This is a genomic window from Pedococcus sp. P2_D7 (genome assembly GCF_056404295.1).
In genome coordinates this window covers 696,390-723,110 of sequence record NZ_JBFUEH010000001.1, presented here as the reverse complement: position 1 = coordinate 723,110, position 26,721 = coordinate 696,390, and the positions used below count along the sequence as shown (strand labels likewise).

The 26,721-nt window shown below is 71.7% G+C and carries 27 protein-coding genes; 23 read left to right on the top strand and 4 right to left on the bottom strand.

Annotated features, from left to right (window positions below):
- Together AC1DWJ_RS03455 and AC1DWJ_RS03450 are read left to right on the top strand one after the other, a co-directional pair.
- Positions 1–310: HNH endonuclease signature motif containing protein (locus tag AC1DWJ_RS03455; RefSeq protein WP_477619972.1), on the top strand; the 310-nt coding region annotated here is incomplete at its 5' end.
- Positions 311–801: 491 nt separating this feature from the next.
- Positions 802–1,746, top strand: a complete 945-nt coding sequence (locus tag AC1DWJ_RS03450; protein ID WP_457255593.1) for a cold-shock protein — start codon at positions 802–804, stop codon at positions 1,744–1,746.
- A 99-nt stretch (positions 1,747–1,845) separates the two neighbouring features.
- Here AC1DWJ_RS03450 and AC1DWJ_RS03445 read toward each other — a convergent pair whose 3' ends face one another.
- The gene (locus AC1DWJ_RS03445) at positions 1,846–2,034 is read right to left on the bottom strand and encodes a hypothetical protein (protein ID WP_457255592.1); all 189 of its coding nucleotides are present in this window, start codon (positions 2,032–2,034) and stop codon (positions 1,846–1,848) included.
- 241 nt (positions 2,035–2,275) lie between these two features.
- On the opposite strand from AC1DWJ_RS03445, the gene AC1DWJ_RS03440 reads away from it, so the two are divergent.
- The 11 genes from AC1DWJ_RS03440 (at position 2,276) to AC1DWJ_RS03390 (ending at position 14,550) form a co-directional block, all read left to right on the top strand.
- Positions 2,276–3,613 carry a glutamine synthetase family protein gene (locus tag AC1DWJ_RS03440; RefSeq protein WP_457255591.1) on the top strand — a complete coding sequence of 446 codons (1,338 nt, stop codon included), beginning with the start codon at positions 2,276–2,278 and terminating at the stop codon, positions 3,611–3,613.
- A gap of 115 nt (positions 3,614–3,728) precedes the next feature.
- Complete coding sequence (locus AC1DWJ_RS03435; RefSeq protein WP_477619971.1) at positions 3,729–6,758, top strand: bifunctional [glutamine synthetase] adenylyltransferase/[glutamine synthetase]-adenylyl-L-tyrosine phosphorylase; 3,030 nt, start codon at positions 3,729–3,731, stop codon at positions 6,756–6,758.
- A gap of 17 nt (positions 6,759–6,775) precedes the next feature.
- Positions 6,776–8,227 carry an MFS transporter gene (locus tag AC1DWJ_RS03430; RefSeq protein ID WP_477619970.1) on the top strand — a complete coding sequence of 484 codons (1,452 nt, stop codon included), beginning with the start codon at positions 6,776–6,778 and terminating at the stop codon, positions 8,225–8,227.
- A gap of 43 nt (positions 8,228–8,270) precedes the next feature.
- Positions 8,271–9,617, top strand: a complete 1,347-nt coding sequence (gene hisD / locus AC1DWJ_RS03425; protein WP_477619969.1) for a histidinol dehydrogenase — start codon at positions 8,271–8,273, stop codon at positions 9,615–9,617.
- A 7-nt stretch (positions 9,618–9,624) separates the two neighbouring features.
- Positions 9,625–10,761: a histidinol-phosphate transaminase gene (locus tag AC1DWJ_RS03420; RefSeq protein ID WP_477619968.1), complete on the top strand. Its 1,137-nt coding sequence runs from the start codon at positions 9,625–9,627 to the stop codon at positions 10,759–10,761.
- 26 nt (positions 10,762–10,787) lie between these two features.
- The gene (gene hisB, locus AC1DWJ_RS03415; RefSeq protein WP_477619982.1) at positions 10,788–11,414 is read left to right on the top strand and encodes an imidazoleglycerol-phosphate dehydratase HisB; all 627 of its coding nucleotides are present in this window, start codon (positions 10,788–10,790) and stop codon (positions 11,412–11,414) included.
- Complete coding sequence (locus tag AC1DWJ_RS03410) at positions 11,411–12,037, top strand: hypothetical protein (protein ID WP_477619967.1); 627 nt, start codon at positions 11,411–11,413, stop codon at positions 12,035–12,037. Before hisB ends, AC1DWJ_RS03410 begins: the two co-directional genes overlap by 4 nt.
- Positions 12,034–12,672 (top strand): imidazole glycerol phosphate synthase subunit HisH, encoded by a 639-nt coding sequence (hisH, locus tag AC1DWJ_RS03405; RefSeq protein WP_477619966.1) that lies wholly within the window; start codon positions 12,034–12,036, stop codon positions 12,670–12,672. The genes AC1DWJ_RS03410 and hisH overlap by 4 nt, the downstream gene beginning before the upstream one ends.
- Positions 12,669–13,079 (top strand): hypothetical protein, encoded by a 411-nt coding sequence (locus AC1DWJ_RS03400; RefSeq protein WP_477619965.1) that lies wholly within the window; start codon positions 12,669–12,671, stop codon positions 13,077–13,079. Before hisH ends, AC1DWJ_RS03400 begins: the two co-directional genes overlap by 4 nt.
- Positions 13,076–13,810 (top strand): bifunctional 1-(5-phosphoribosyl)-5-((5-phosphoribosylamino)methylideneamino)imidazole-4-carboxamide isomerase/phosphoribosylanthranilate isomerase PriA, encoded by a 735-nt coding sequence (gene priA, locus AC1DWJ_RS03395; protein WP_457255583.1) that lies wholly within the window; start codon positions 13,076–13,078, stop codon positions 13,808–13,810. Before AC1DWJ_RS03400 ends, priA begins: the two co-directional genes overlap by 4 nt.
- Positions 13,807–14,550: an SseB family protein gene (locus AC1DWJ_RS03390; RefSeq protein WP_457255582.1), complete on the top strand. Its 744-nt coding sequence runs from the start codon at positions 13,807–13,809 to the stop codon at positions 14,548–14,550. Before priA ends, AC1DWJ_RS03390 begins: the two co-directional genes overlap by 4 nt.
- Before the next feature lie 20 nt (positions 14,551–14,570).
- On the opposite strand, the gene AC1DWJ_RS03385 is transcribed toward AC1DWJ_RS03390, so the two are convergent.
- Positions 14,571–14,903: a DUF952 domain-containing protein gene (locus tag AC1DWJ_RS03385; RefSeq protein ID WP_457255581.1), complete on the bottom strand. Its 333-nt coding sequence runs from the start codon at positions 14,901–14,903 to the stop codon at positions 14,571–14,573.
- A gap of 62 nt (positions 14,904–14,965) precedes the next feature.
- Here AC1DWJ_RS03385 and AC1DWJ_RS03380 point away from each other — a divergent pair, with 62 nt between their 5' ends.
- Complete coding sequence (locus tag AC1DWJ_RS03380; RefSeq protein WP_477619964.1) at positions 14,966–16,249, top strand: MFS transporter; 1,284 nt, start codon at positions 14,966–14,968, stop codon at positions 16,247–16,249.
- 77 nt (positions 16,250–16,326) lie between these two features.
- Here AC1DWJ_RS03380 and AC1DWJ_RS03375 read toward each other — a convergent pair whose 3' ends face one another.
- Positions 16,327–16,713 (bottom strand): DUF1844 domain-containing protein, encoded by a 387-nt coding sequence (locus AC1DWJ_RS03375; RefSeq protein WP_457255579.1) that lies wholly within the window; start codon positions 16,711–16,713, stop codon positions 16,327–16,329.
- 318 nt (positions 16,714–17,031) lie between these two features.
- Between AC1DWJ_RS03375 and infC the strand changes: the two genes are divergently transcribed.
- The 8 genes from infC to AC1DWJ_RS03335 all read left to right on the top strand — a co-directional run bounded on the left by infC (position 17,032) and on the right by AC1DWJ_RS03335 (position 25,188).
- Positions 17,032–17,715 carry a translation initiation factor IF-3 gene (gene infC, locus AC1DWJ_RS03370; RefSeq protein WP_457255611.1) on the top strand — a complete coding sequence of 228 codons (684 nt, stop codon included), beginning with the start codon at positions 17,032–17,034 and terminating at the stop codon, positions 17,713–17,715.
- A 92-nt stretch (positions 17,716–17,807) separates the two neighbouring features.
- Positions 17,808–18,002, top strand: a complete 195-nt coding sequence (gene rpmI, locus AC1DWJ_RS03365) for a 50S ribosomal protein L35 (protein WP_457255578.1) — start codon at positions 17,808–17,810, stop codon at positions 18,000–18,002.
- A gap of 79 nt (positions 18,003–18,081) precedes the next feature.
- On the top strand, positions 18,082–18,468 hold the full coding sequence (rplT, locus tag AC1DWJ_RS03360; protein ID WP_457255577.1) for a 50S ribosomal protein L20: 387 nt from the start codon (positions 18,082–18,084) through the stop codon (positions 18,466–18,468).
- Positions 18,469–18,541: 73 nt separating this feature from the next.
- The gene (locus tag AC1DWJ_RS03355) at positions 18,542–19,333 is read left to right on the top strand and encodes a TrmH family RNA methyltransferase (RefSeq protein WP_477619963.1); all 792 of its coding nucleotides are present in this window, start codon (positions 18,542–18,544) and stop codon (positions 19,331–19,333) included.
- A gap of 10 nt (positions 19,334–19,343) precedes the next feature.
- The gene (locus AC1DWJ_RS03350) at positions 19,344–20,462 is read left to right on the top strand and encodes a sensor histidine kinase (protein ID WP_457255575.1); all 1,119 of its coding nucleotides are present in this window, start codon (positions 19,344–19,346) and stop codon (positions 20,460–20,462) included.
- A gap of 327 nt (positions 20,463–20,789) precedes the next feature.
- A complete protein-coding gene (pheS, locus tag AC1DWJ_RS03345) occupies positions 20,790–21,896 on the top strand; it encodes a phenylalanine--tRNA ligase subunit alpha (RefSeq protein WP_477619962.1) in 1,107 nt (368 codons plus the stop codon).
- Complete coding sequence (pheT, locus tag AC1DWJ_RS03340) at positions 21,896–24,457, top strand: phenylalanine--tRNA ligase subunit beta (protein ID WP_477619961.1); 2,562 nt, start codon at positions 21,896–21,898, stop codon at positions 24,455–24,457. Before pheS ends, pheT begins: the two co-directional genes overlap by 1 nt.
- Positions 24,454–25,188, top strand: a complete 735-nt coding sequence (locus tag AC1DWJ_RS03335; RefSeq protein WP_477619959.1) for an SDR family NAD(P)-dependent oxidoreductase — start codon at positions 24,454–24,456, stop codon at positions 25,186–25,188. The genes pheT and AC1DWJ_RS03335 overlap by 4 nt, the downstream gene beginning before the upstream one ends.
- Positions 25,189–25,225: 37 nt before the next feature.
- Here AC1DWJ_RS03335 and AC1DWJ_RS03330 read toward each other — a convergent pair whose 3' ends face one another.
- A complete protein-coding gene (locus AC1DWJ_RS03330) occupies positions 25,226–25,732 on the bottom strand; it encodes a hypothetical protein (RefSeq protein ID WP_457255571.1) in 507 nt (168 codons plus the stop codon).
- A 151-nt stretch (positions 25,733–25,883) separates the two neighbouring features.
- Here AC1DWJ_RS03330 and AC1DWJ_RS03325 point away from each other — a divergent pair, with 151 nt between their 5' ends.
- Complete coding sequence (locus AC1DWJ_RS03325; protein ID WP_457255570.1) at positions 25,884–26,669, top strand: class I SAM-dependent methyltransferase; 786 nt, start codon at positions 25,884–25,886, stop codon at positions 26,667–26,669.
- Positions 26,670–26,721: the final 52 nt, after the last annotated feature.

Sequence of the window (26,721 nt, the reverse complement as noted above, 5' to 3'; positions counted from 1 at the left end):
GCAGGACCCGCGCACCTACCGCCCCGGCGCCGCCACCGCGCGAGCCGTCCGATCCCGGGACGGCACCTGCCGGTTCCCCGGCTGCGCCACCGCCGCCAGACGCTGCCAGCTCGACCACGTGGTCCGACATCCCGACGGGCCGACCACCGTCACCAACCTGCAGACCCTGTGCGCCACCCACCACGGGTTCAAGCACCACGCCGGCTGGCAGGTCACCATGGACAAGCTCGGCGTCTGCACCTGGACCGCCCCCGACGGCCGCACCCACACCACCCGACCCCTGGACCGCCACGGCCACCAAGCCGCCTGACCTCCCGCCTTCCCGTCGACGGGTGCGCGCCACGCACGGTCAACCGGATCTACCGATGGGCGGATGAGATAGTGCCGTCCATGGAGGCTCGGTTCAATAGGCGCGAAGACGGCCAGATCGATGTCGATCTGGGACCGGACTGGCGACTCTTCACCGAGGCACTCAACGACTGCGTTTCGTCCTTGCCGCCACGCGGGGCTTCGATGCCGGTGACCTTCGACGACTGTTGGACGACTGGCGGGTGCGGATCGAGGAGAGCGCATCGGTGAGCACGTCACCGCTACCTGAGACCTATCGGCGCAATCCGATGCCTGACCACCCTGTCCAAACCGCGCTCATCTGCCGCTGTCGGCGCGGCACCGGGCGCCGTGGATGTCGCCGTTGGGCACTTGCCACGACGGTGCGAGCACCGTCTGGCGCCGGGCGCTGGTCGCAGTCCCGTCGGGGACACTGGGGGGAACACCGACCGTAGCTTCGACAAGGAGTCAGCCGTGACCGAGGGAACCGTCCGCTGGTTCGATGCCGACCGGGGGTTCGGCTTCATCGCCCTCGGGCAGGAGGCAGAGGACCTGTACGTGCATGCGTCCGAGATCGTCAGCGACGACGCGATGAAGCTGCTCCGGGAGGGGCAGGTGGTCGAGTTCGAGATCGGCGAAGGGGACCGCGGCCCGCAGGCACGCCGCGTCCGGGTCACGGCTGACAGGGCCGCCGACACACCGCTGGGCGTGCTCGGCACCGTGTCCTGGTACGAGCCTGCCAAGGGGTACGGCTTCATCACGGCCGACGGCGGTGCTGCCGAGATCTTCGTGCACAGTTCGGCCATCGTGGGGGGTGGCGTGGTCTCGCAGGGGCAGCGGGTGGCGTTCCTCGTCGTCGACGGGGAGAAGGGACCGCAGGCTGACCATCTGCTCCCCTTGGGAGCCCAGGCCGCCCAGCAGGCCGTGGCATCCGATGGGGCAAACGGCACCGTGTCGTGGTACGACGGCGACAAGGGCTTCGGGTTCATCACCCCCGAGTCGGGCGGCCCCGATGTCTTCGTCCACGTCCGGGAGCTGGCCGACGGGCTCCCCGGGCTGGACGAGGGGGACCGGGTGACGTACGACATCGTCGTGAGCGAGAAGGGTCCGCAGGCTCGCGACGTGCGCCTCGCGCGCAGCTCGACACCGCGGGGCGCACCCGCGACGTCGACGACCCGCGCTCGGTCGGGACACCGGGAGGCATCCGACGTCCCGGCGCGCGGCGGCGAAGGAGTGGTCGCGCGCTACGACGCGGAGCGGGGGTTCGGGTTCATCACCCCGGACGCGGGTGGCGCGGACCTGTTCGTGCACGTGTCGGTCCTCAGAGGCGCCGAGGCGCTGTACCAGGGCGATCGGGTCAGGTACCAGGTGCGACAGAGCGATCGAGGACCACAGGCCGACCGCGTCGAACGGGTGTGAGCGGGACGGCGGTCCGGGCGGAGTTGGTGCTCAGCCGTGTCCCGATCCCGCCGCACGCTCATGCCGCGGACAGGGCGCATGCCCCATTCGTGGTCGGCGCTACCACTCGGGGTCGGCCCGACGAAGAGCACCAATCTCCTCGTTCACCTTCTGGAGCAGAGCCGTCACATCATCGCGGTTGCCACCGATCCGGGTGTGGAACTCCCACTCCTCGATGGCTGCGGGCCCACCAAGGACCTCGGCCAAGGCGTTGTTGATCCACAGCAGCTCGTCTCCCTCGAAGTCCACGTCCCGAAGGTAGACGTCTGGGAGCTCTAGGAGAGGCAAAGCGTTCATCTGTCCCGCATTTGGTGAGGGGAGCAGCCCGTTCGAGCCGGGCCGGGACGGGCCCACCGACCATCCGCCGATGCCGCTCTCGGGGAAGGATCCGGCGGAGAAGGGGCCCGCGGCATACGAAGAGGGTGTTGAGCACGGTCTCCCCGCGTGGCACGTAACGCCGGGGAAACACAACTAGGGCAAGATCCGACACATGGATCGTCAGCAGGAGTTCGTCCTTCGCACCATCGAGGAGCGCGACATCCGCTTCGTGCGGTTGTGGTTCACCGATGTGCTGGGGACCCTCAAGTCCGTCGCCGTCGCCCCCGCCGAGCTGGAGGGGGCCTTCGCCGAGGGCATCGGCTTCGACGGCTCGGCCATCGAGGGCTTCGCGCGGGTCTACGAGGCGGACATGCTGGCCAAGCCCGACCCGGCGACGTTCCAGGTGCTCCCGTGGCGCGGTGACAACCCGGGGACGGCCCGGATGTTCTGCGACATCACCCTGCCCGACGGCTCACCGAGCCACGCCGACCCGCGCCATGTCCTGCAGCGGGCGCTGGGGCGGGCCAGCGACCTGGGCTTCACCTTCTACACCCACCCCGAGATCGAGTTCTACCTGCTCAAGGCCGGGTTCAAGCCGGGGGAGCACCCCGAGCCGGTCGACCAGGCGGGCTACTTCGACCACGTCCCGCACGGCACCGGCCACGACTTCCGGCGCGCGGCGATCACCATGCTCGAGTCGATGGGCATCTCGGTGGAGTTCAGCCACCACGAGGGCGGCCCCGGTCAGAACGAGATCGACCTGCGCTACGCCGACGCCCTCTCGACGGCCGACAACATCATGACCTTCCGCACCGTCATCAAGGAGGTCGCCCTCGAGCAGGGCATCTTCGCCTCCTTCATGCCCAAGCCCTTCTCCGAGCACCCGGGCTCCGGCATGCACACCCACATGTCGCTGTTCGACGGCGACAGCAACGCCTTCTACGAGGCCGGCGCCCCCTACCAGCTGAGCAAGGTCGGCCGGCAGTTCATCGCCGGACTGCTGCGGCACGGCGCCGAGATCACCGCCGTGACCAACCAGTGGGTCAACTCCTACAAGCGCCTCTGGGGTGGTGGTGAGGCTCCGGCCCACCTGACCTGGGGCCACAACAACCGCTCCGCGATGGTGCGCGTCCCGATGTACAAGCCGGCCAAGGGCCAGAGCAGTCGGGTGGAGGTCCGCACCCTCGACGCGGCCTGCAACCCCTACCTCGCCTTCGCGCTGATGCTGTCGGCCGGGCTGAAGGGCATCGAGGAGGACTACGACCTGCCCGCCGAGACCGAGGACGACGTCTGGGGCCTGACCTCGTCGGAGCGCCAGGCGATGGGCATCGAGCCGCTGCCCACCTCGCTCTACGAGGCCATCCGTGTGATGGAGAAGAGCGAGCTCGTCGCCGACACCCTGGGTGAGCACGTCTTCGACTTCTTCCTGCGCAACAAGCGGGCCGAGTGGGACGACTACCGCGGCGAGATCACCCGGTTCGAGCTCGAGCGCTACCTCCCCGGCCTCTGACGGCATCGCCGGGGTACGCCTCCGTGCAGGTCAGCTGGGCCACCGCGGGGCAACCGTCGGTCAGCGACGTGGGCGTAGGCCCGAGTGGCCCGACGGCAGCAACTAGGCTGACCCGGTGACCTCCGGCCGCCTTGTCTCGCAGACGGCCACCCTGGCCCGACTCGGGTTCGCCGACCCGCCGCGCGCCGTCCAGCTGCTCGGTGACCCTGCCCTGGCCGGTCTCGTCGACCCGCTCGACGACCTCTTCAGCGATGGCCTGCCCGACGCCCTCGGCGTCGTGGCCGACCCCGACCTCGCCCTCCTCAGCCTGGTCAGGCTGATGGAGTCGTTGCGGGCCTCCGCCCCCCGTCGCCGCGACGACGAGTCCGGCGTCGGCGCCCAGGTGGCCGGTCTGGTCGCGGCCCTGCGCCATCGCGGACCCGCGCGAGATCGGCTGCTGGCGGTGCTCGGGGCCTCGACGGCGCTCGGCGACCACCTCGTGGCCCACCCCGAGCACTGGAGCAGCGTGGCGCAGGCCCGCCCACTGACGCCGACCGAACGCGTCGAGGAGCTCGTGGCCGCGGTGCGCGCGCCCGGCGCGCACACGGCATACGACGCCCTGCGGATCGGCTATCGACGCCAGCTGCTCGCGATCGCGGCCCTGGACCTCACGTCGGGGGAGCCCGAGCGGGCGCTTCCCGAGGCGGCGGCCGCGCTGGCCGACCTGGCCGAGGCGGCGCTCGAGGCGGCGCTGGTCATCGCCCGCGCCGAGCTGAGGGAGCAGGCCGAGCTCTGCGACTTCGCCGTCATCGGCATGGGCAAGACCGGTGGCCGCGAGCTCAACTACGTCAGTGATGTCGACGTCATCTTCGTCGCCGAGCCCCGTGAGGGCGTCGACGAGGCCAGCGCCATCGCGGCGGCCACCGGTCTGGCGACCCACCTCATGCGCGCCTGCTCGACCAGCACCGGTCAGGGCACGCTGTGGCCGGTCGACGCGGCCCTGCGTCCGGAGGGCAAGAACGGCCCCCTGGTGCGGACCATCGACAGCCACCGCGCCTACTACGAGCGCTGGGCGAAGACCTGGGAGTTCCAGGCGCTGCTCAAGGCCCGTCCGGTGGCCGGTGACCGCGAGCTCGGCGCGGCCTACATCGCGGCCGTCAACCCGCTCGTCTGGCGCGCGGCGTCGCGCGACAACTTCGTCGAGGACGTCCAGGCGATGCGTCGCCGCGTGGAGCAGCACGTGCCGTCCGGTGAGGCCGCGCGCCAGCTCAAGCTGGGTCCCGGTGGGCTGCGTGACGTCGAGTTCAGCGTGCAGCTGCTCCAGCTGGTGCACGGTCGCTCCGACGACTCGCTGCGCTCGGGCACCACCTTGGAGGCGCTGGACGCCCTCGCGCGCGGCGGCTACGTCGGTCGCGACGACGCGGCCACCCTCGACGCCTCCTACCGGTTGTTGCGGACCCTCGAGCACCGCATCCAGCTGTTCCGCCTGCGGCGCACCCACCTCATGCCGACCGCCGACAGCGACCTGCGCCGCCTGGGCCGGGCGCTCGGGCACCGCTCCGACGCCGCGAAGGCAGTCGTCACGCAGTGGCAGCAGCAGGCCCGCGAGGTCCGACGGATCCACGAGCGACTCTTCTACCGACCGCTGCTGGCCGCGGTGGCCCGGCTCAGCTCGAGCGACGCTCGGCTGGCTCCCGAGGCCGCCAGGGAGCGGCTGGCCGCCCTCGGCTTCCGCGACCCGGCCGGCGCCATGCGTCACCTCGAGGTGCTGACCGCGGGCGTGAGCCGCCGCGCGTCCATCCAGCGCACCCTGCTCCCGGTGATGCTCGGCTGGTTCGCCGACGAGGCCGACCCCGACGGTGGGCTGCTCGCGTTCCGCAAGGTGAGCGAGGAGCTCGGCTCGACGCACTGGTACCTGCGCCTCCTGCGCGACGAGGGCTCGGCCGCGGAGCGGCTCGCGCACACCCTCGCCCGCAGCCGGTATGCCGCGGACCTCCTCGTCGGCGCGCCGGAGTCGGTCGCGATCCTCGGCGACGCCGGGGGCCTCACCCCCATCTCGCGTGAGGACCTCGTCCGCCGGATGAGCGCGGCAGCCGGACGACAGTCCGACCCCGACAAGGCAGTGCGAGCGGCGCGCAGCATCCGGCGACAGGAGCTCTTCCGCATCGCCGTGGCCGACCTGGCCGGCAGCCTCGACCTGGCCGGCGTGGGTGCAGCGCTCACCGACCTGACCGCAGCCCTCGTCGAGACCGCGCTGCAGGTCGCGATCCAGGCCGTGGAGTCCGAGCACGGCTCGCTCGTCACCGACATCCTCGTGGTCGGCATGGGCCGGCTCGGGGGCGGCGAGATGGCCTATGGCTCCGACGCCGACGTGCTCTTCGTGCACGACCCTCACGAGGGCGCGAACGAGGCCGCGGCGCAGGAGCAGGCCCTCGAGACGGTGCAGGAGCTGCGTCGTCTGCTCTCCTCGGCAGGCCCCGACCCGCAGCTGGGCCTGGACGCCGACCTGCGACCCGAGGGCAAGAGCGGACCCCTCGTCCGCAGCCTGGGCAGCTACCGCGCCTACTACGGACGCTGGTCGCTCACCTGGGAGTCCCAGGCGTTGCTGCGCGCCAACCCGCTGGCCGGTGACCTCGACCTGGGACAGCGGTTCGTCGCGCTGATCGACCCGTTGCGGTGGCCCGAGGCCGGTCTCACCGAGCCGCAGGTCAGGGAGATCCGGACGCTCAAGGCCCGCATGGAGGCCGAGCGGCTGCCCCGGGGCGCCGACCCCAAGAGCCACTTCAAGCTCGGACGCGGTGGCCTGTCCGACGTCGAGTGGACCGTCCAGCTCATCCAGATGCGACACGCCCACGCCGTCCCGGCGCTCCGGACCACGAGCACCCTTCCGGCGCTGGACGCCGCGGAGGAGGCCGGGCTGATCGCGGCCGACCAGGCCTCGGCCCTGCGCGACGCCTGGTCGTTCGCGTCGCGCCTGCGCAACGCCTCGGTGCTCTACCGGGGTCGCCCGGTGGAGAGCGTCCCGTCGGACCTGCGGGTGGCCGACGGCGTGAGCCGCATCCTCGGGGGAGAGCCCGGGAGCGGAGCAGATCTTGCCGAGACCTACCGGCGGGCAGCCCGACATGCGCGTACCGTGACAGAGTTCAACTTTTACGGTTCCGCCTAGGAAGGTACGGTCGGCGCATGGCCACCGGCAGGGACGACTCCGTCGCGGTGCCCTCGTTCGCCGAGGTGCTCCGCACGCCTGTCTTCCTACCCGTTTTCGCGGTCGCGACGCTGTCCACGTGGGGCGACTACATCGCCCGCATCACGGTCGCGGCGGTCGTCTTCGAGTGGACCGGATCGGCGCTCGCCACGGCGGCGACCTTCGCGGTCTCGCTGGTGCCGAGCGTGCTGGGCCGGGCCCTCCTCTCGCCGATCTGTGACCGGATACCCCCACGGATCTGCCTCATCGGCAGTCACCTGATCCGAGCCCTGCTGGTCGGCGTCCTCATCCTCGTGGTGGCTACGACCCAGTCCTTCGTGCTGGTCCTGACGCTGGTGGCCGTGATCGAGTTCGTCGGTGGCCCCGCGGTCACCGCCAGCCAGATGCTGCTCACCGACATCTTCCCCGACCGACGCCTCTACACCCGCGCCTTCGGGCTGAGCACCCTTGCGGCGCAAGTGAACCAGGCCATCGGGCTGGCCATCGGTGGTGCCGTCGTGAGCCTGATGGGTGACACCAAGGCGCTCCTGCTCGACCTGCTGACGTTCATCGTGGGCGCTGCGATCCTGACCCTCGTGAAGCCGCCCAAGTCCGTCGTCGTGCCCGACGACGCCCCGCTGCTCAGCATGCTGGCCGACCTGCGCCAGGGCTGGCGCCAGATCCGCGCCAGCCGGGTCCTGCTGTCGATGTTGGGGCTGTCGCTGGCGAGCGCGCTGGCGATCGCCGCGCCGGAAGCCGTGGCCCTGCCGTATGCCGCGCAGCACAGCACGTCGTCGACCTGGGGCGGCCTGCTGATGGCCTCACCGATCCTCGGTGCCGTGGTCGGCTTGCTGCTCATCGGTCGGCTCCCCGCGGAGCGCCAGTCCTCGCTCGTGCTCCGCCTCGCCCTGCTGACCCCGCTGCCGCTCCTCGCGACGATCTTCGAACCGCCACTGCCGCTGGTCTGGGCTGCGTGGTTCGTCTGCGGTGCCCTTCAGTGCTACATGTTGCCGCTGCAGGCGGCCTTCACCCTGCTCGTCCCCACGGCCATGCGCGGCAGGGTCTTCGGGCTCGCCGGCGCGCTGTCGGTCGGCGTGACGGGTGCGTGCTTCCTGTTCGCCGGCTGGATCTCCGAGCGGACCACCCCAGCGGCCTCGGTCGGCATCTGTGCGGTGGTGACCTTGGGAGTCCTCGTCCTGCTGGCCGCGCGGTGGCCCAAGGACGAGCTGGCCGGCAGCCTGGAGGCGACCTTCACCACCGATGAGGAGTCGGCGGAGGGGGTCGCACCCGCGACGCCGGTCTCACCCGTGGCGCCCGGCGCGCCCTCGGCCATGGAGCAGGGCGCGCCGGTCCAGGTCGCCTTCGTGCCCAGCCCCGGTGTGGTCGACGCGGCCACGCCGCAGACCGTGTCGGGCTCCGGCCGCCCCGGGGAGCGCGAGACCGGGGGCTGAGACCGCACCGGGACGCCCCACGTGCCCCACCTAGACTTGCCGCATGCTCTCCACGATCGACCTGCGCGGACAGGAGCTGGGCGTCCGCGAGCTGCGCCACCTGCTGCCCCGTGCCGAGTTCGACGTCGCTGCGGCCGTCGAGACGGTCCGGCCGATCTGTGAGGACGTCCGTCATCGAGGCGCCCCGGCCCTCTACGAGCTGGGGGAGCGGTTCGACGGCGTCCGTCCGACCAGCCTGCGGGTGCCGGCCGACGTGCTGACGGCCGCCCTCGAGGACCTCGACCCGCAGGTGCGCGCCGCGCTCGACGAGGCGATCCGGCGCGTGCGCCTCGTGCACGAGGACCAGCGGCGCTCCACCACGACCACCACCGTCGTGCCCGGTGGCGAGGTCAGCGAGCGCTGGGTGCCGGTCGACCGGGTCGGTCTCTATGTCCCGGGTGGCCGCGCGGTCTACCCCTCCAGCGTCGTCATGAACGTCGTCCCGGCCCAGATCGCCGGGGTCGGCTCGCTGGCCGTGGCCAGCCCGCCCCAGCGCGACAACTCCGGCGTCTTCACCGGCTACCCGCACCCGACCGTCCTCGCCGCCTGCGCGTTGCTGGGTGTCGAGGAGGTGTATGCCGTCGGCGGTGCCCAGGCCGTCGCGGCCTTCGCCTTCGGGTTCGAGGACGAGTCCGACCCGAGCGGTGCACCCGTGGTGTGCGAGCCGGTCAGCCTGGTCACCGGACCGGGCAACATCTACGTCGCCGCGGCCAAGCGCTACCTCAAGGGCGTCATCGGCATCGACTCCGAGGCCGGACCGACCGAGATCGCGATCCTCGCCGACGACACCGCGGTGCCCGCCCACGTCTCGGCCGACCTGGTGTCCCAGGCGGAGCACGACCCCCAGGCCGCCTCGGTGCTCGTGACCGACTCGGTGGTGCTCGCCGACGCCGTGCGCGCCGACCTCGAGGACCGGGTGGCCAACACCAAGCACTCCGAGCGGGTCCGCGAGGCGCTCACCGGCCCGCAGTCGGGCATCGTGCTGGTCGACGACCTCGACGCCGGCCTGGCGGTCGTCAACGCCTACGCCGCCGAGCACCTCGAGCTGCAGGTGGCCGACGCCGCCGCAGTCAGCGACCGGGTGCGCAACGCCGGCGCGATCTTCGTCGGACCGCACTCGCCGGTCAGCCTGGGTGACTACGTCGCCGGGTCCAACCACGTCCTCCCCACCGGCGGCTGCGCCTGCCACAGCAGTGGGCTGTCGGTGCAGTCGTTCCTGCGCGGAGTGCACGTCGTCACCTACTCCGAGGCAGCGCTGGAGGAGGTGGCCCACCACGTGGTCACGCTGGCGCAGGCCGAGGACCTCCCGGCCCACGGCGAGGCGGTCCAGGTCCGCTTCGGGCAGGGCTGACCCGACCATGGCCCAGCCCCCCGAGGACGGCGGCATCACAGCGCTGCTCCGTGACGATCTTCGAGGCGAAAAGCCTTACGGCGCACCGCAGCTCGATGTGCCCGTCCGGCTCAACACCAACGAGAACTCCTACCCGGTCCCGCCGTCCGTCGTGGCCGAGATCACCGCTGCGGTCGCGGCGGTCGCGGCCGACCTGAACCGCTACCCCGACCGTGAGTTCACCGAGCTGCGGACTGCCCTCGCGGCATACCTGTCATCCTCGGGCACCGCGGTCGACGCGGCGCAGGTCTGGGCCGGCAACGGCTCCAACGAGGTGTTGCAGCACGTGGTCCTGGCGTTCGGTGGCCCCGGGCGCACGGCGCTCGGCTTCACCCCGGCCTACTCCATGCACCCGATCATCAGCGGCTCGGTCGGCAGCACCTGGGTCGACGGGCTGCGCGGAGCCGGCGGCACGCCCTTCGACCTGACGGTCGAGTCCGCGGTCGCCCAGGTGCGCGCCCACGACCCGCACGTCGTCTTCCTCTGCTCACCGAACAACCCCACCGGCACCGCCCTGGGCCTCGACGTCGTCGAGGCCGTGTATGCCGCGGCCGAGCGTGCCGTCGTGGTCGTCGACGAGGCCTACGAGGAGTTCGCCCGCCCGGGCACGCCCAGCGCGCTGACCCTGCTCGAGGGCCGCCCAAGGCTCGTCGTCACCCGGACCATGAGCAAGGCGTTCGCGTTCGCGGGAGGGCGGCTCGGCTACCTCGCCGCCCACCCTGCCCTGGTCGACGCCCTCCGACTCGTGCGGCTGCCCTACCACCTGTCGGCTCCCACGCAGGCGATCGCGCTGGCCGCGCTGCGGCACGCGCCCGAGATGCTCGCGACCGTCGAGGTCATCAAGGAGCAGCGCGACCGGATCGTGGTGGAGCTGGCGCGGCTAGGGCTCGACCCGGTCGCCAGTGACGCCAACTTCGTCCTGTTCGGGGGGCTCGACGACGCCGCGCAGACGTGGCGGGCACTGCTGGACCGGGGAGTACTGGTCCGCGACGTGGGGATACCCCACTATCTTCGTGTCACGGCCGGGACCCCGGCCGAGACCGGTGCGTTCCTCGCCGCCATGGCGCGGGTCGCCCGACCTGAGCAGGACAGGAGCGCGCCGTGACGCACGAGGCCGGGACGCCAGAGGCAGTGACCCGCGACACCCGGGCCGGTGACCGCACCGTCTCGTTGAGCCGCGCCACGTCGGAGTCCAGCGTGGAGCTGGAGCTCAACCTCGACGGCACGGGACAGTCCGACATCTCGACCGGCGTGCCCTTCTACGACCACATGCTCGCCTCGCTGGCCAAGCACTCGCTGATCGACCTCCGGGTCAAGGCGACCGGTGACGTGCACGTCGACGCGCACCACACGGTCGAGGACGTCGCGATCGTGCTCGGCGACGCCCTGCGCGAGGCGCTGGGTGACAAGCGCGGCATCTCCCGCTTCGGCGACGCGACGGTCCCGCTCGACGAGGCCCTGGTGCAGGCGGTCGTCGACGTGGCCGGGCGCCCCTATGTCGTGCACACCGGTGAGCCCGAGGGCCAGGCCTACGTCGTGATCGGCGGCACCTATGTCGGGTCGCTCACCCGCCACGTCTGGGAGTCCTTCGCCGGTCGGGCCGGGATCGCGCTGCACGTGCGCGTGCTGTCCGGGCGCGACCCCCACCACATCGTCGAGGCCCAGTTCAAGGCGGTGGCGCGGGCCCTGCGTGCGGCCGTCGCGCGCGACCCCCGGGTCAGCGGCATACCCAGCGCGAAGGGCAGCCTCTCCACGTGAGCGCGCCGTGGCAGCCCGCGCAGGAGGCGCGCGGACTGCTCCTGGTGAGCGGCGAGACCGGGCCGGTGTCGACGTGGGTGCGCCGAGGGTTGGTGGCCTGCCAGGTCATCCCGCTCGGACCCTGGACCGCCGTGCTGCCGATCGAGTCGTCCTCGCGCGCGGAGCCGCCCTACGACGACGCCGTCACGGTGCTCGCGGCGCGGCCGGTCCCACGGCGCCTGCGCAGTGCCCTCGGGTTCTTCACCATCGACGGGCGCGCAGTCGTCACCGTCCAGGGTCCCGGCTGGCGGGCCGCCGTCCGGTGGCTCGTCTGGGAGCCCGGGGCCGGGCTGGTCCGGGCGCCCGGACTCGAGCTGGCCCGACCCTCCGACCTCCTCGCCGCCGCGGGACGCAGCGGGGACCCCCGCGCGGTGGCCGAGGTCGTGGGCGGCCGCGACGGGCGCGCTGACGTGATCATCACCGACCTGCTCTCGGCGCTGGGACTCCCCGGCTCCGACCTCGTCGGCCCCAAGGTCGGGTTGCGCGGCCAGGTGGTGGCGCCGACCGCCCAGTCGGTGGCCCGTTTCGACGCCCGGATGGCCGAACAGGCCCGTCATCGTTCAGAGCTGGAGGAGAACTCATGAGCCGGGTGGTCGTCTTCGACTACGGCAGCGGCAACGTCAGGTCGGCGGTGCGCGCGCTCGAGCACGTCGGCGCCGACGTCGAGCTGACCGGCGAGCGGTCGACCGCGCTGGCGGCGGACGGGCTGTTCGTGCCCGGGGTCGGCAACTTCCACGCCTGCATGGCCGGCCTGCGCGCTGCCGACGGTCCCGCCGTGATCGACCTGCGGCTCTCGGGCGGCCGACCGGTGCTCGGCGTCTGTGTCGGCATGCAGGTGCTGTTCGACGGCTCCGACGAGCCGAGCGGCTCCCCCCAGGAGGGACTGGGGGAGTGGCCGGGGTCGGTGTCCCGACTGCAGGCGGAGGTGGTGCCCCACATGGGCTGGTCCGACGTCGACGTCGCCGCCGGCTCCACCCTCTTCGCGGGCGTCGAGTCCGAGCGCTTCTACTTCGTCCACTCGTATGCCGTGCAGGCCTGGACCTTGGAGGAGCCCCGTGGTGCCTTCGCCGCCGTCGCGCCCAAGGTCACCTGGGCCGACCACGGTGGCCGCTTCGTCGCAGCGGTCGAGAACGGTCCGCTGAGCGCGACGCAGTTCCACCCCGAGAAGTCCGGGGATGCCGGCCTGTCCCTGCTCGAGAACTGGGTGCGATCGCTGTGAGTTCCACGAGGAAGTCCACCAACGCGGCGAAGACCGCCAAGAAGTCGACCGCCCGCAAGGCGACCGCCCGCCGGGCCACCACCCGCAGGGCCACGAGCACGGCGCGACGCCGACGCCCGACCGCCACCACCCGTCGACGCACCCGGCCGAAGGTCGCGACGACGGTCGGTGCCGCGCTCGGCACGCTGGTGGTGACCCTGCTGCTCGACGCGTCGTGGCCGGTACGGATCGGTCTGGTGCTGCTGGCCCTGCTCGTCGTCGGCGGCTACCTCTACCTGCAGGGCCGCCACCACGACGCGGCGGAGCCGCCCCTGGAGGACGCGGCGCCCCTCGTCGAGCCCACTGTTCCCGTGGTCGAGTCCACACCACCCACCCCAGCCACGCCACCCACCGAGGACACCCCATGAGCGCCCCCCGGCTCGAGCTCCTGCCCGCCGTCGACGTCCAGGGCGGCCGCGCCGTCCAGCTCGTCCAGGGCGTGGCGGGCAGCGGCGGAGAGTTCGGCGACCCGTGGGAGGCCGCGCTCGCCTGGCAGGAGCAGGGCGCCGAGTGGCTGCACCTCGTCGACCTGGACGCGGCGTTCGGGCGGGGCTCCAACCGGGACCTGCTCGCCGACATCGTGGGCCGGCTCGACATCCGGGTGGAGATGAGTGGCGGGATCCGGGACGCCGAGTCCCTCGACGCGGCTCTGGCCACCGGGTGCCGCAGGGTCAACCTCGGGACGGCGGCACTCGAGGACCCGGAGTGGACCGCCCGCGCCATCGCCGAGCACGGTGACCGCGTCGCCGTGGGGCTCGACGTGCGGGGCACGACGCTCGCCGCGCGGGGCTGGACCAAGGACGGCGGCGACCTGTGGGAGACCCTCGACCGGCTGGACCGCGAGGGCTGCGCCCGCTACGTCGTCACCGACGTCAACAAGGACGGGATGCTCAAGGGCCCGAACCTCGACCTGCTCCGCGACGTCTGTGCGCGCACCGACCGCCCGGTCGTGGCGTCCGGTGGCGTCTCGACGCTCGCCGACATCGAGGCCATCCGGGGGCTGGTGCCGCAGGGCGTCGAGGGTGCGATCATCGGGTCCGCGCTCTACCGCGGGGCGTTCACCCTGCCCGACGCCCTCGACGTGGCGGGCCGGCCGTGAGTGGGAGCGGCCAGCAGGACTCGGCGGGCACCCCGTTCGGGGGCAGGGAGCTCACCAGCACCGGCTTCGACGGCGACACCGGTGCGGCCGACCCCGCGCTGAGGGGCGCCCTCGCCGACCCGGGTGACGAGGTCGCGCTGATGGCTGCGCTCGGCGCCGCACGGCTGCTCGTGCCCATCGTGGCCGAGCCCGTCTCGGTCGACACCTCGGGGGAGCACTCCACTGGTGCGCTCACCGTCGAGAAGCAGACCGACCTGGCCGCCGTGACCCTCGTGGCCCCGGATGGCACCCGTGCCCTGCCGGTCTTCTCCTCGATGGCCGCCATCGCGGCCTGGGACCCCCAGGCCCGCCCCGTGCCGGTCACTGCGGCCCGCGCCGGCCAGGCGGCGGTCAGCGAGCGGTGCGACGTGATGGTCGTCGACGTCGCCGGACCCGCCACGGTCGCCCTGCGACCCAGCATGGTCTGGGCGCTGGCCCAGCAACGCGAGTGGCTGCCCGCCCACGAGGACGAGGTGGTCCGGCGATCGGTGGCAGCGGCCGTGCGTGAGCAGGATGCGGTGGTGTCCCACGAGATCGGTCCCGGCGCCCCGGGCGAGGGGGTCCTGCGGATCTCGCTGACCCTGCGGCCCGGCCTGGACTCGGCCGCGGTCCAAGCCGTCGCGACGGCGGTCGGCGAGCGGCTGGCGACCGACGGCGAGATCCGCGCTCGCATCGACGGACTGGCCTTCGCGATCTCCTGAGGCGCGGGTCCTCGGAGGCCTCATTCGTCGTGCGGTGGCGGCAGCTCGGTGACGCGCACGACGGCATCGACCGGCAGGGCGGCATACAGGTGGGGGAAGGTCTCACCGGTCTGCGGGTTGCCGACCTCGACGACGGGCGGCTCGGTGAGCCGGGTCTCGTCGATCTCGAGCAGCAGCAACGGGCCGGTGAGGTCGCCGTAGTAGGCCCGGCGCACCACGGGCCACTGCTGGTCCGACGAGCAGTGGATGAACCCTTCCTCCTGCATGGTCCGACCGCGGGTCGACTGCGCGTAGGAGCCCGTGGCGACGGCGGCCGCCCAGTGCGTGGGCTCGGCGAGGTGGTAGATCGTCACGGCGACGAACCTACCGCCGTGACTGACAGGACCACTGTGTTCACTGACAGGAGCACCATGACATGACCAAAACTGGTTTGGCCGGTGTCGGTGGCTGGTGCGACAGTAGGTGGGTGCTGCTCGCCAACGCCCGTTACCGTCGCGTCCTCGCCAGTGCCGCCCTGCGACAGGCGCTGGTGCTGGGCTTCCTGGTGCGCATGCCGATCTTCGCCGGTGGCGTGGTGCTGACCCTCCACGTCGTCAGCCACCTGGGTCGGCCGTATGCCGCGGCGGGGCTGGTGTCGGCCGCGGCGACCATCGCCATCGCGGTCAGCGGTCCGTGGCGCGGCAAGCTGCTCGACCGTCGGGGCCTGCGCCGGGTGGTCGTGCCGTCGATCGTCGTGGCCGCGGTCTGCTGGTCGATCGCCCCGTTCGTCTCCTACTGGTGGCTGCTCGCGCTCGCCGCGCTGGCGGGGCTGTTCGTGATCCCGTCGTTCTCGATCATCCGGCAGGCCGTCATCGCCGCCGTCGACGAGGACGATCGCCGCACCGCGATCTCGCTCGACTCCGTCGCGGTCGAGCTGTCCTTCATGGTCGGACCGGCCGCCGGCGTCTGGGCCGCGACCGTGTGGCCCACCCAGTGGGTCCTGTTCGCCATCGAGATGCTGGGCGTGCTGGCCGGGGTGCTCCTGTGGTTCGCCAACCCGGTGCTGCACGACGAGGCCGAGGCCCCGGTGGACGACGAAGGGGTCAGCGCCGAGGTGCCGCGGGTCGTGCGTTCGGAGTGGTTCCGGGCGCGGTTCCTGGTGATTTGCCTGGCTGCGGCCGCGACCACCCTCGTCCTCGGTGGCACCGACATCGCGATCGTCGCCGCCCTGCGCGACTTCGACGCCCAGCCGTCGATCGGGTGGGTCCTCGCCGTGTGGGGCTTCGGCTCGCTGTTGGGCGGCCTGGTCTACGGCGGCCTGCAGAAGTCGGTGTCCGCCTTCTGGCTGCTCGGCGGGCTGGCCCTGGTCAGTGCGCCGATGGCCTTCGCCATGGGCGTCGGGTCGCTGGCGGTCCTGTCGTTCGTCGCGGGCCTCTTCTGCGCCCCGACCATCACGGCCACCGTCGACCAGGTCAGTCGCGTCGTGCCGGGGTCGGCCCGCGGCGAGGCGATGGGCTGGCACGGCTCGTTCATGACCGGCGGCATGGCGCTGGGCGCGCCGCTCGCCGGGTTCGCCATCGACCACCGCGGTTGGCAGGCAGGGTTCCTCGTCGTGGCTGGTGCCGGGCTGCTGGTCGCCCTGGTGGGCGCGGTGGCCACCTCCGGCCGGGCGAGCGAGCGTCGGGCCGCGAACCGCGTGCGCGCCACGGCCGACGCCTGATCCCGCTAGGCCGTCGGGCCGAGGTCCCCGGTCGACGACGGTGCGCGACCAGGGCTGACCAGGGTCGGTGACGCCGGTCAGACGACGGAGCCGGTGAGCTTCTCGCCGGGCCCCTGCCCGGGCGGGTCCTGGATGACCGAGGCCTCGCGGAACGCCAGCTGCAGTGACTTCAGCCCATCGCGCAGCGGAGCGGCGTGCTGGCTGCCCAGGTCGGGGGCGCTGGCCGTCACCAGCCCGGCGAGCGCCGAGATCAGTCGCCGGGCCTCGTCGAGGTCGAGCTGGTCGGCCGCGTCGGGTCCCTCGGCGAGCCCACACTTGACCGCTGCGGCGCTCATCAGGTGGATGGCGGCGGTGGTGATGACCTCGACGGCCGGCACCTCGGCGATGTCCCGGGTGGCCTGCTCGTGACCTGCGACGACGTCGTGATCGGCGGCTGCGGCGGGATTGGGAGATTCGGTGCTCACGCTGGTAGCCTTTCAGATCGACCGGCCGTGTCCATCGTCGGGTGACCTGAGAGGGTCGCCCAGCAGCGGGCGCGGTGTGCAAGTGAAGCAGCACCTGCTTCCACCCGCGTCAACCTCACGGTTGCCGGGTCCACGGGGTCACCGAGGCGTATGCCGCGGGCGCAAGCCACGCGGCATACCTCCCCTCGGAGGCCAGTGACGGACAGGTGAGGCTTCCCGCGCAACGGCGACGGGGAGCCTTTCTTCGTTGCAGCGGCCGACGGTGACATCAGCAGACGTACCTTCACGGCAGTGAACTTCCCACAGAGGAGCACCAACATCAGCGAACCTCGCATCAACGACCGCATTCGGGTACCCGAAGTGCGGTTGGTTGGCCCCAACGGAGAACAGGTCGGCATCGTGCGCGTCGAAGACGCGCTGCGTCTGGCCGCCGAGGCAGACCTCGACCTCGTCGAGGTCGCCCCGATGGCCAAGCCTCCCGTCGCCAAGCTCATGGACTTCGGCAAGTTCAAGTACGAGGCGGCACTGAAGGCTCGCGAAGCGCGCAAGAACCAGGTCAACACGGTCATCAAGGAGATCAAGCTCCGCCCCAAGATCGACCCGCACGACTACGGCACCAAGAAGGGCCACGTCGAGCGGTTCCTCAAGGGCGGCGACAAGGTCAAGGTGACGATCATGTTCCGCGGACGCGAGCAGTCGCGTCCCGAGCTCGGGTTCCGCCTCCTGCAGCGCCTCGCGGAGGACGTGCTGGAGCTGGGCACCGTGGAGTCGGCCCCCAAGCAGGACGGCCGCAACATGATCATGGTGCTGGCCCCGACGAAGAAGAAGTCCGAGGCGATGGCAGAGCAGCGCCGCGCACGGACCTCGCACGAGCCGGCCACCGGTGCGGAGCAGTCCGCAGCCCCTGAGCAGGCCCCGGAGCAGGCCCCGGAGCAGAGCCCCGAGCAGACCACCCCCGACGCAGCCCCTGCGGCAGCGGAGGCCACGGCCGACCAGGCCTGAGCACCACCCGCACGACCGAACAGACGCACGAACCACCGAACAGTCGGTCGCCTCATCAGGCGAGCGCATCGACAGCAAGGAGATCGGCAGCCATGCCGAAGATGAAGACGCACTCCGGTGCCAAGAAGCGGTTCAAGATCACCGGCAGCGGCAAGGTCATGCGCGAGCAGACCAACGGCCGCCACTACCTCGAGCACAAGTCCTCGAAGTACACCCGCTCGATCGCGAACGACGTCGAGGTGTCCAAGCCGGACGCCAAGAAGGTCAAGAAGCTTCTCGGCCGCTGAGCCGAGCCCACCCCACCAGCACAGCCGGGCTCAGCACAGCAGTTCCGGACGCTAGACCTACACAGCAAGGAGAACTCACGTGGCACGCGTGAAGCGGGCGGTCAACGCCCAGAAGAAGCGCCGGGTCGTCCTCGAGCGCGCCAGCGGTTACCGCGGACAGCGTTCGCGGCTCTACCGCAAGGCCAAGGAGCAGGTCACCCACTCCCTCGGGTACGCCTACCGTGACCGTCGCGCCCGCAAGGGTGACTTCCGTCGCCTGTGGATCCAGCGCATCAACGCCGGGGCCCGCGCGAATGGCATGACCTACAACCGGTTCATCCAGGGCCTCAAGGCCGCGGAGATCGAGGTCGACCGTCGCATGCTGGCCGAGCTCGCCGTCAGCGACGAGGCTGCCTTCAGCGCCCTCGTCGAGATCGCCCGCGCGAACGTGCCGGCGACCACGGAGACCGCGGCCGCGTCGGCCTGATCGACCAAGCAACTCCGAGCGCCGGGACATGCCCCCGCCGACCCACCGCGAGCCACCTCTGTTCAGCAGGTCTGTGATGACCAACCCAGGGGCCGAGCGGGTGAAGTCGGTGAAGGCACTGTCCCGGCGCTCAGTGCGTCTGCGGACCGGACGGTTCCTCGCGGAGGGGCCGCAGTCGGTGCGTGAGGCGGTCCTCCACCACCCCGAGCGGGTCGTGGACCTCTACCTCACGGGGCAGGCGTGGACCCGCCATGCCGACATCGTCGAGGCGGCGACCCAGGCCGGGCTCTACCTGCACGAGGTCAGCGACGAGGTGCTCGCCGCGATGTGCGACACGCCCACCCCACAGGGGCTGGCGGCGGTCTGCACCACGACGACCGCCACCCTCGACGAGGTGCTCGCGACCGGGCCTCGCCTGCTGGTGCTGCTCACCAACGTGCGCGACCCGGGCAACGCGGGCACGGTCATCCGCGGCGCCGACGCAGCCGGTGCCGACGCGGTGCTCGTGAGCGACGCGTCGGTCGACGTGCACTCGCCCAAGGTGGTGCGGTCGACAGCCGGCTCGCTGTTCCACCTGCCGCTGGTGACCGGCCTGCCGACCGACGAGACCGTGAGCCGTCTTCGAGCGGCCGGGATCAGGGTCCTCGCGGCCGACGGAGCGGGCGCGGTCCTGCTGCCCGACGTCGACCTGGCACCGGCCCACGCCTGGGTGATGGGGAACGAGGCCTGGGGCCTGGCGCCCGAGGTGCGCGACCTGTGCGACGAGGTCGTCCGCGTCCCGATCTACGGCAAGGCCGAGTCGCTCAACCTCGCCATGGCCGCCACGGTGTGCCTCTACGCGTCTGCGGCAGCACACAACCGTTAAGGTCGGCGGCATGGACTTCCAGCCCGGCATGCTGATGGACAACGAGTCCGCCGGTGTTGCCGCCGAGCTGATCCCGGACGGCCTGGTCGCTGCGGATGGCGACGGTCGCATCCTGTTCGTGAACACTCGTGCGACCCGCATCCTCGGGCGTCCTCGGGAGGAGCTCGTCGGTGCTGACATCCGCGAGGCGGTCGATCTCCAGGACAGCGACGGCTCGTCCTGGTGGACCGTCACCAACCCGTGGGGTGGGCTGCTGATCCGCACTGGTCACCGCGAGAAGCTCCTCATGCTCCGGCACAACGGTCGTGAGGTGCTGGTCACCGCCAAGTACCTGCGGCCCGGGCGCAGCCAGCCGGTGAACCGGGTCAACATCCTCATGCGCGACGCGACCTACCGCCGACGCGCCGAGGCCGAGAACGCCGCCGTGATCTCGACGGTCGCCCACGAGCTGCGATCGCCGCTCACGTCGGTCAAGGGCTTCTCGTCCACGCTGCTGCGCAGGTGGGACCGCTTCACCGACGACCAGAAGCGGCTGATGCTGGAGACCATCGAGGCCGACGCCGACCGTGTCACCCGGTTGATCACCGAGCTGTTGGACGTCTCGCGGATCGACTCCGGGCGGCTCCAGATCCGCCCCCTGCCGATCGACGTCTCGGCCGTCTTCCACCGGCACGTCGAGCGGGCGGTGGCCAGCGGGCTCGAACGCGACCGGTTCGCGATCGACGTCTCCGACGAGATGCCCGAGGTCTGGGCCGACCCCGACCGGCTCGACCAGATCCTGTCGAACCTCATCGAGAACGCCTTCCGCCACGGGGAGGGGGTGGTCACCCTCGCGGCCCAGCGCTCCTCCGACGACGGGCAGGCCGCGCTCGAGGCCAAGGGCCACCACGCCGCCGGCGTCGACCTGCTGGTCGCCGACCAGGGCAAGGGCATCGCCTCCGACCACCGCCACCTCGTGTTCAGCCGGTTCTGGCACGGCTCCGGGCGGGGCAGCACCGGGCTCGGGCTCTACGTCGTCAAGGGACTGGTCGAAGCGCACGGCGGACGGGTCCAGGTGGAGGACGGCCACGCCGGTGGCGCGCAGTTCCGGATCAGCCTGCCGTCCGAGCCGCCCGACTACCTCTCCTGAGCCGCCCATCCGGTGAAACCGGGTTGCGCCGTTCAGGCGGACACGGTCAGGCTGGCGGCGTGAGCAGCGAGCTGGAGCGATTTACCGTGCCTTCGGGCGCGGTCGCACCGCTGCACTGAGGGCCACTCGGCGACGCCTCTGCGCGCGTCACCACGCCGCACCCGCGGCATACCTCTCGCACCCGGCGCTCGCCCCCGAAGGCTGAACCCGGACCCCGGGACGCAGGCCGGCGGCCCATAGACTTTCGACGCACCGCCTCCGGTGGGCCCGCCGCCTGCGGTGCCGCCAGTGTGCCGAGCCGACGAGCAGACGAGCAGAGTGGAAGAGATGTCAGGACCGAACAAGCAGTACGACCCCGTCGAGGTGGCCGCGCTCGACCCCGCCGAGGTCGACCGGGCCGTGTCCGACGCCCAGCAGGCGATCGCCGCGGCCGCCACGCTCGACGAGCTCAAGGCCGCCCGGCTGGCCCACCAGGGGGAGAAGAGCCCGCTCGCGCTGGCCAACCGCGAGATCGGCGCCCTGCCGCCGAGCGCGAAGGCCGAGGCCGGCAAGCGGGTCGGCCAGGCACGAGGGCAGGTGTCCCAGGCGCTGGCCGCCCGTCAGGCCGAGCTCGAGGCCGACCGGGACCGCCGCATCCTCGTCGAGGAGACGGTCGACCTCACGGTGCGCGTCCCGCGACGGCCGCTGGGGGCGAGACACCCGATCAGCCTGGTCTCCGAGCGGGTCGAGGACATCTTCGTCTCGATGGGCTGGGAGATCGCGGAGGGTCCCGAGGTCGAGTCGGAGTGGCTGACCTTCGACGCCCTCAACATCCCCGCGGACCACCCCGCCCGCCAGGAGCAGGACACCTTCTTCGTCGAGCCGGCCGGCTCCGGGCTGGTGCTGCGTACCCACACCTCACCGGTGCAGGTCCGCACGATGCTCGACCGCGAGCCGCCGATCTACGTCCTGTGCCCGGGCAAGGTGTTCCGCACCGACGACCTCGACGCCACGCACACGCCGGTCTTCCACCAGTTCGAGGGGCTGGTCGTCGACGAGGGCATCACCATGGCCCACCTCAAGGGCACCCTCGAGGCGTTCGTCCAGCGGCTGTTCGGCGAGGGCATCGTGACGCGGCTGCGGCCCAACTACTTCCCGTTCACCGAGCCCAGTGCCGAGATCGACTGCCGGTGCTGGATCTGCGGCGGCTCGGGTTCGCTCGACGGCGAACGCTGCCGCACCTGCGGTGGCACCGGCTGGATCGAGCTGGGTGGCTCTGGCATGGTCAACCAGCGCGTGCTGCGCGCGGCCGGTGTCGACACCGACCGCTACACCGGTTTCGCGTTCGGCCTGGGCATCGAGCGCTCGCTCATGCTGCGCCACAACGTCGGGGACATGCACGACATCGTCGAGGGAGACGTCCGTTTCTCCCAGCAGTTCGGAATGGAGATCTGATGCACGCGCCCGTGTCCTGGCTGCGCGAGCTCGCCGACGTCCCTTCGGACGCCACCGGTGAGGACATCGCTGCCGCCCTCGTGCGGGTCGGCCTCGAGGAAGAGGGGCTGCACGGTGGCGACATCTCCGGCCCCATCGTCGTCGGGCGGGTGCTGTCCGTCGAGCCCGAGCCGCAGAAGAACGGCAAGACCATCAACTGGTGCACCGTCGACGTCGGTGAGCACGGCCAGCGGGTCACGGAGGGCAAGCCCCAGGAGATCGTGTGCGGGGCGCACAACTTCGGCGTGGGTGACCTCGTCGTCTGCGTCCTCCCCGGAGGGGTGCTGCCCGGGGGCTTCGAGATCTCCGCGCGCAAGACCTATGGCCACGTCTCCCACGGCATGATCTGCAGCCAGGCCGAGCTCGGCCTCGGTGACGACCACTCCGGGATCATCGTGTTGACCAAGCTGCTCGGTGCGGAGGTCGCGGCAGACCTGAAGCCGGGTGACGACGCCATCGCACTGCTCGACCTGGCCGACGAGGTCGTCGAGGTCAACGTCACGCCCGACCGCGGGTACTGCTTCTCGTTGCGCGGCATCGCGCGCGAGTACGCGCTGTCGACGGGCGCGGCCTTCCACGACCCGGCCGCCGCCGCCGACCTCGTCGTCCCGCAGGCCAACGACCACGGGTATGCCGTGCACCTCACCGACGACGCCCCGCTCGGCGGTCGAGTCGGGTGCGACCGCTACGTGGCGAGGGTGGTCCGCGGCGTCGACGTCACGGCCGCCAGCCCGCGCTGGATGCAGAAGCGGTTGACCCAGGTGGGGATGCGGCCGATCTCGCTGGCCGTCGACGTCACCAACTACGTGATGCTGCTGCTCGGCCAGCCGTTGCACGCCTTCGACCTCGACACGCTGTCCGGGTCGGTCGGCACCCGGCGGGCGCGGGCGGGGGAGCAGCTCACGACCCTCGACGACGTCGCGCGGCGCCTCGACCCCGAGGACCTGCTGATCGTCGACGGCGCCGACACCCCGCTCGCCATCGCCGGCGTCATGGGCGGTGCGACGTCGGAGGTCACCGGCACGACGACCAACGTCCTCATCGAGGCGGCCCACTTCGACCCGATCACGGTCGCCCGCTCGTCGCGCCGCCACCGGCTCACCACCGAGGCGTCCAAGCGGTTCGAGCGCGGGGTCGACCACGCGGTGACCGCAGCCGCGGCACAGCTCGCGGTCGACCTGCTCGTCGTCCACGGCGGCGGCACGGCCGACGAGGGCGTCACCGACGTCGACCTGCGGGTCGCCGCGGAGCCGTTCGACTTCGACACGTCACTGCCCAGCCGCTACATCGGGCTGGAGTACCCGCGGGCCGAGGTCCTCTCGACCCTGCGCGCCATCGGGTGCGAGGTCGTGGAGGCGGCGGACGAGCCCGCTGCCGGCGGCCACGTCGCGGTGCTGCCACCGTCGTGGCGTCCTGACCTGACCAACGGACCCGAGCTGGTCGAGGAGGTCGCGCGGGTGCGCGGCTACGACCAGATCCCGTCGGTCCTCCCGCAGCCGAAGGCGGCCGGGCGAGGGCTGACCCACAGCCAGCGGATCCGTCGCGTCATCGCCACCACGTTGGCCCACCAGGGTCTCGTCGAGGTGCTGAGCTACCCCTTCGTCGCACCGTCGCTCTTCGACCGGCTCGCCTTGCCGGCCGACGACGAGCGTCGGGCGGCCGTGCGGCTGGTCAACCCGTTGTCCGACGAGGCGCCGCTGATGCGGACGTCGGTGCTCGACACCCTGCTCGACACGCTGCGTCGCAACGTCGCGCGCGGGTCGCGCGACGTCGCCGTCTACGAGATCGGTCTGGTCACGCGCGCCAGCAGTGAGCCCACCAGCGCGCCCGTGCCCGGTATCGAGACCCGACCGGACGACGCCACCCTGGCTGCCATCCTCGGTGCCGTGCCCGCGCAGCCGCGCCACGCGGCATACGCGGCAGCCGGTGAGGTGGAGCGAGGCGGTCCGTGGGGACCGGGTCGGCAGGCCGAGGCCGCCGACGCCGTCGCGTGGGCCCTGGCCGTCGGTCGGTCGGTCGGACTCGAGCTCGTGGTCAGTGCGGCCGACCGGGCGCCCTGGCACCCGGGTCGGTGTGCCCAGCTGGCGCTCGCCGACGGGACGCTGGTCGGCCACGCCGGTGAGCTGCACCCCAAGGTGACCAGCGCGCTCGAGCTGCCGCCCCGCACCGTGGCGGGCGAGCTCGACGTCGACGTCCTCGTGGCCGCCACCGGCGTCCCGCTGGACGCGCGGGCCCTGTCGACCTATCCGTTGGCGCACACCGACGTGGCGCTCGTCGTCGACGAACAGGTCCCGGCGGCTGACGTGGAGGCGGCACTGCGCGCGGGAGCAGGCGAGAGCCTGGAGTCGGTCGTGCTGTTCGACGTCTACCGCGGTGAGCAGGTGGGCCACGGCCGCAAGTCGCTCGCGTACCGCCTCACCTTCCGGGCCGTCGACCGCACCCTCACCACCGACGAGGTCAGTGCCCTGCGCGACCGCGCCGTCGAGGAAGCCGCGACCCGCACGGGCGCGAGCCAGCGGTGACGGCTCCCGTCGCGGTCGTGACCGGTGCCTCGAGGGGCATCGGTCACCACCTCGCCGCCGCCCTCGAGGACGCCGGGTATGCCGTCGAGCGGGGTTCGCGCGCGGTCGCGCCCGTCACCGATCCCGTAGCCGTCGAGCGGTGGGTCGCCGAGGTGATCGGTCGCCACGGTCGGGTCGACCTGCTGGTCAACAACGCTGGGGTGATCGACCGCGAGGTCGGGCTGTTGGACAGCGACCCCGAGCAGTGGTGGGAGACCATCGAGGTCAACCTCCGGGGTCCCTACCTGATGACGCGCGCGGTGCTGCCGCACATGGTGGCTGCAGGTTCGGGGCGCATCGTCAACATCAACTCCGGGGCGGCCTACCGCAACTACGACATCGCGACTGCCTACAACGTGGGCAAGGGCGCGCTCGCCAGGCTGACTGCCGCCACCGGGCTCAACGCCGACCGCGGGGTCCGGGCGTTCGACCTCGCGCCCGGGGTCGTGCGCACCGACATGACCGAGGCGATGGACGCGCACCGGGACCGCACCGAGTGGACCGAGCCCGCCGTGGTGGCCGAGCTGCTGCTGGCGATCGCCCGTGGCGAGCTCGACGAGTGGAACGGCCGCATGGTGCGGGCCGGGGTCGACACCCCTGCGTCGCTGAAGGCGCGGGCGGCCCAGGGCCTGGCCGAGTCGGACCGCACGCTCGGCCTGCTGCGCTGGGGCGACGACGACCCGCTGACCTGATCGAGCCGTCCTCGGATGGCGTTCGGGCCTCGGGACCTCAGCTGGGAGGTCCGCAGGTGCAGAGTGACACCCGGGGCGTCAGGGTCATCGTGCCGGTCTGTTCGCCACCGCGGAAGGTGAGGGTCGCCGTCGGGACGTGCACCGGTTCTCCGCCGCTCACCGCAAACCTCCCCACGACCTGAACCGTGCTGCCAGCGGGCACCCGGAACTGCTCCAGCGGAGGCAAGGCGACCGGCGGCACCGCTGCAGCGGCGAAGACCTGATCGGGTCGAGGTGCAACCGACGCCCCCTGTCCGGTTGCCCCCATCGCTGCGCCGACCTCCACCCCTACGACGTCGACCGCGTAGGCGCAGGGGTTCTGGAGCAGCGCCAGGGTGACATCCCAGTACCGGTCCTTCCTGAGGCTGTACTGCACGAACGCAGCGGAGTCCGAGACGTCGACCAGTCCGCGGCACAGCTTCGGCGTCGGTGGTTTCTGCTCGTGATCACAACCACTCACCACCAAGGCCGCGACAGCAGCCAGCGCCGCCACGTGACGGTGCACTGTGCCCTCCACTCCGCTCGTCAGCACCTCTTGGGTGACTTCGTCACAGCACCATAGATGGGCATGACTAGAAACCATAGGTTCATGGCCACGTCTTTACGGAGTGTCCTGACCTGGATCCCACTAGGGTGGCGGCGGACGAGGAGGCGCCATGGGCACGATCGAACACCGCGTGGAGACCGCCGGCGAGCAGCCGGACTACTCGGGTCGTGAGTTCACGCCCGAGGAGATCGACGCGGGAGCTCACCGCGCCTTCATCGGCGGCATCTGGGGCACCCACGGCGAGCGCCAGCTGACCTACCTGCGCGGCCAGGGCCTGCTGCCGCACCATCGGGTGGTCGACATCGGGTGTGGACCGTTTCGTGCCGGACGCCACTTCGTCGACTACCTCGACCCCGGGCACTACTACGCCGTGGAGGCCAACCACAGCCTGATCCAGGCGGGCTACGACGTGGAGCTCAGTGACGACCAGCGCGCGCGACTGCCGGTGGCGAACCTGCGCGCCAACGACCGGTTCGACGTCGACTTCGGGGTGCCGTTCGACTATGCCATCGCCCAGTCGGTGTTCACCCACGTGTCCCTCAACCACATCCGGCTGTGCCTGCACCGCCTCGCGCCGTCGATGCGTGAGGGCGGCTCGTTCTACGCCACGTTCTTCATGCGACCGGCGTCGACCCCCATCGACCTGGTGGTCCCCTCGAAGCGGGACAAGCCGTTCTTCAACGAGAAGAACGTCTTCTGGCACTACTCGGACGACCTCAAGTGGGCCGCGAGCTTCGGGCCGTGGAGATATGAGTACCTCGGCGACTGGGGGCACCCGGCGGGGCAGAAGATGGCGCGCTTCGTGCGGATCGGCGACCAGGTCGTCACCACCTCGGCTGTCCCGACCTTCGTGCGGCGGGGGAGGCGCTGGCTGGCGCGGCGCATCGAGCCGTAGCAGTCGTTCCCGGCGCACGGGACTGACGGTGTGCATGATTCTGCATGAGCGT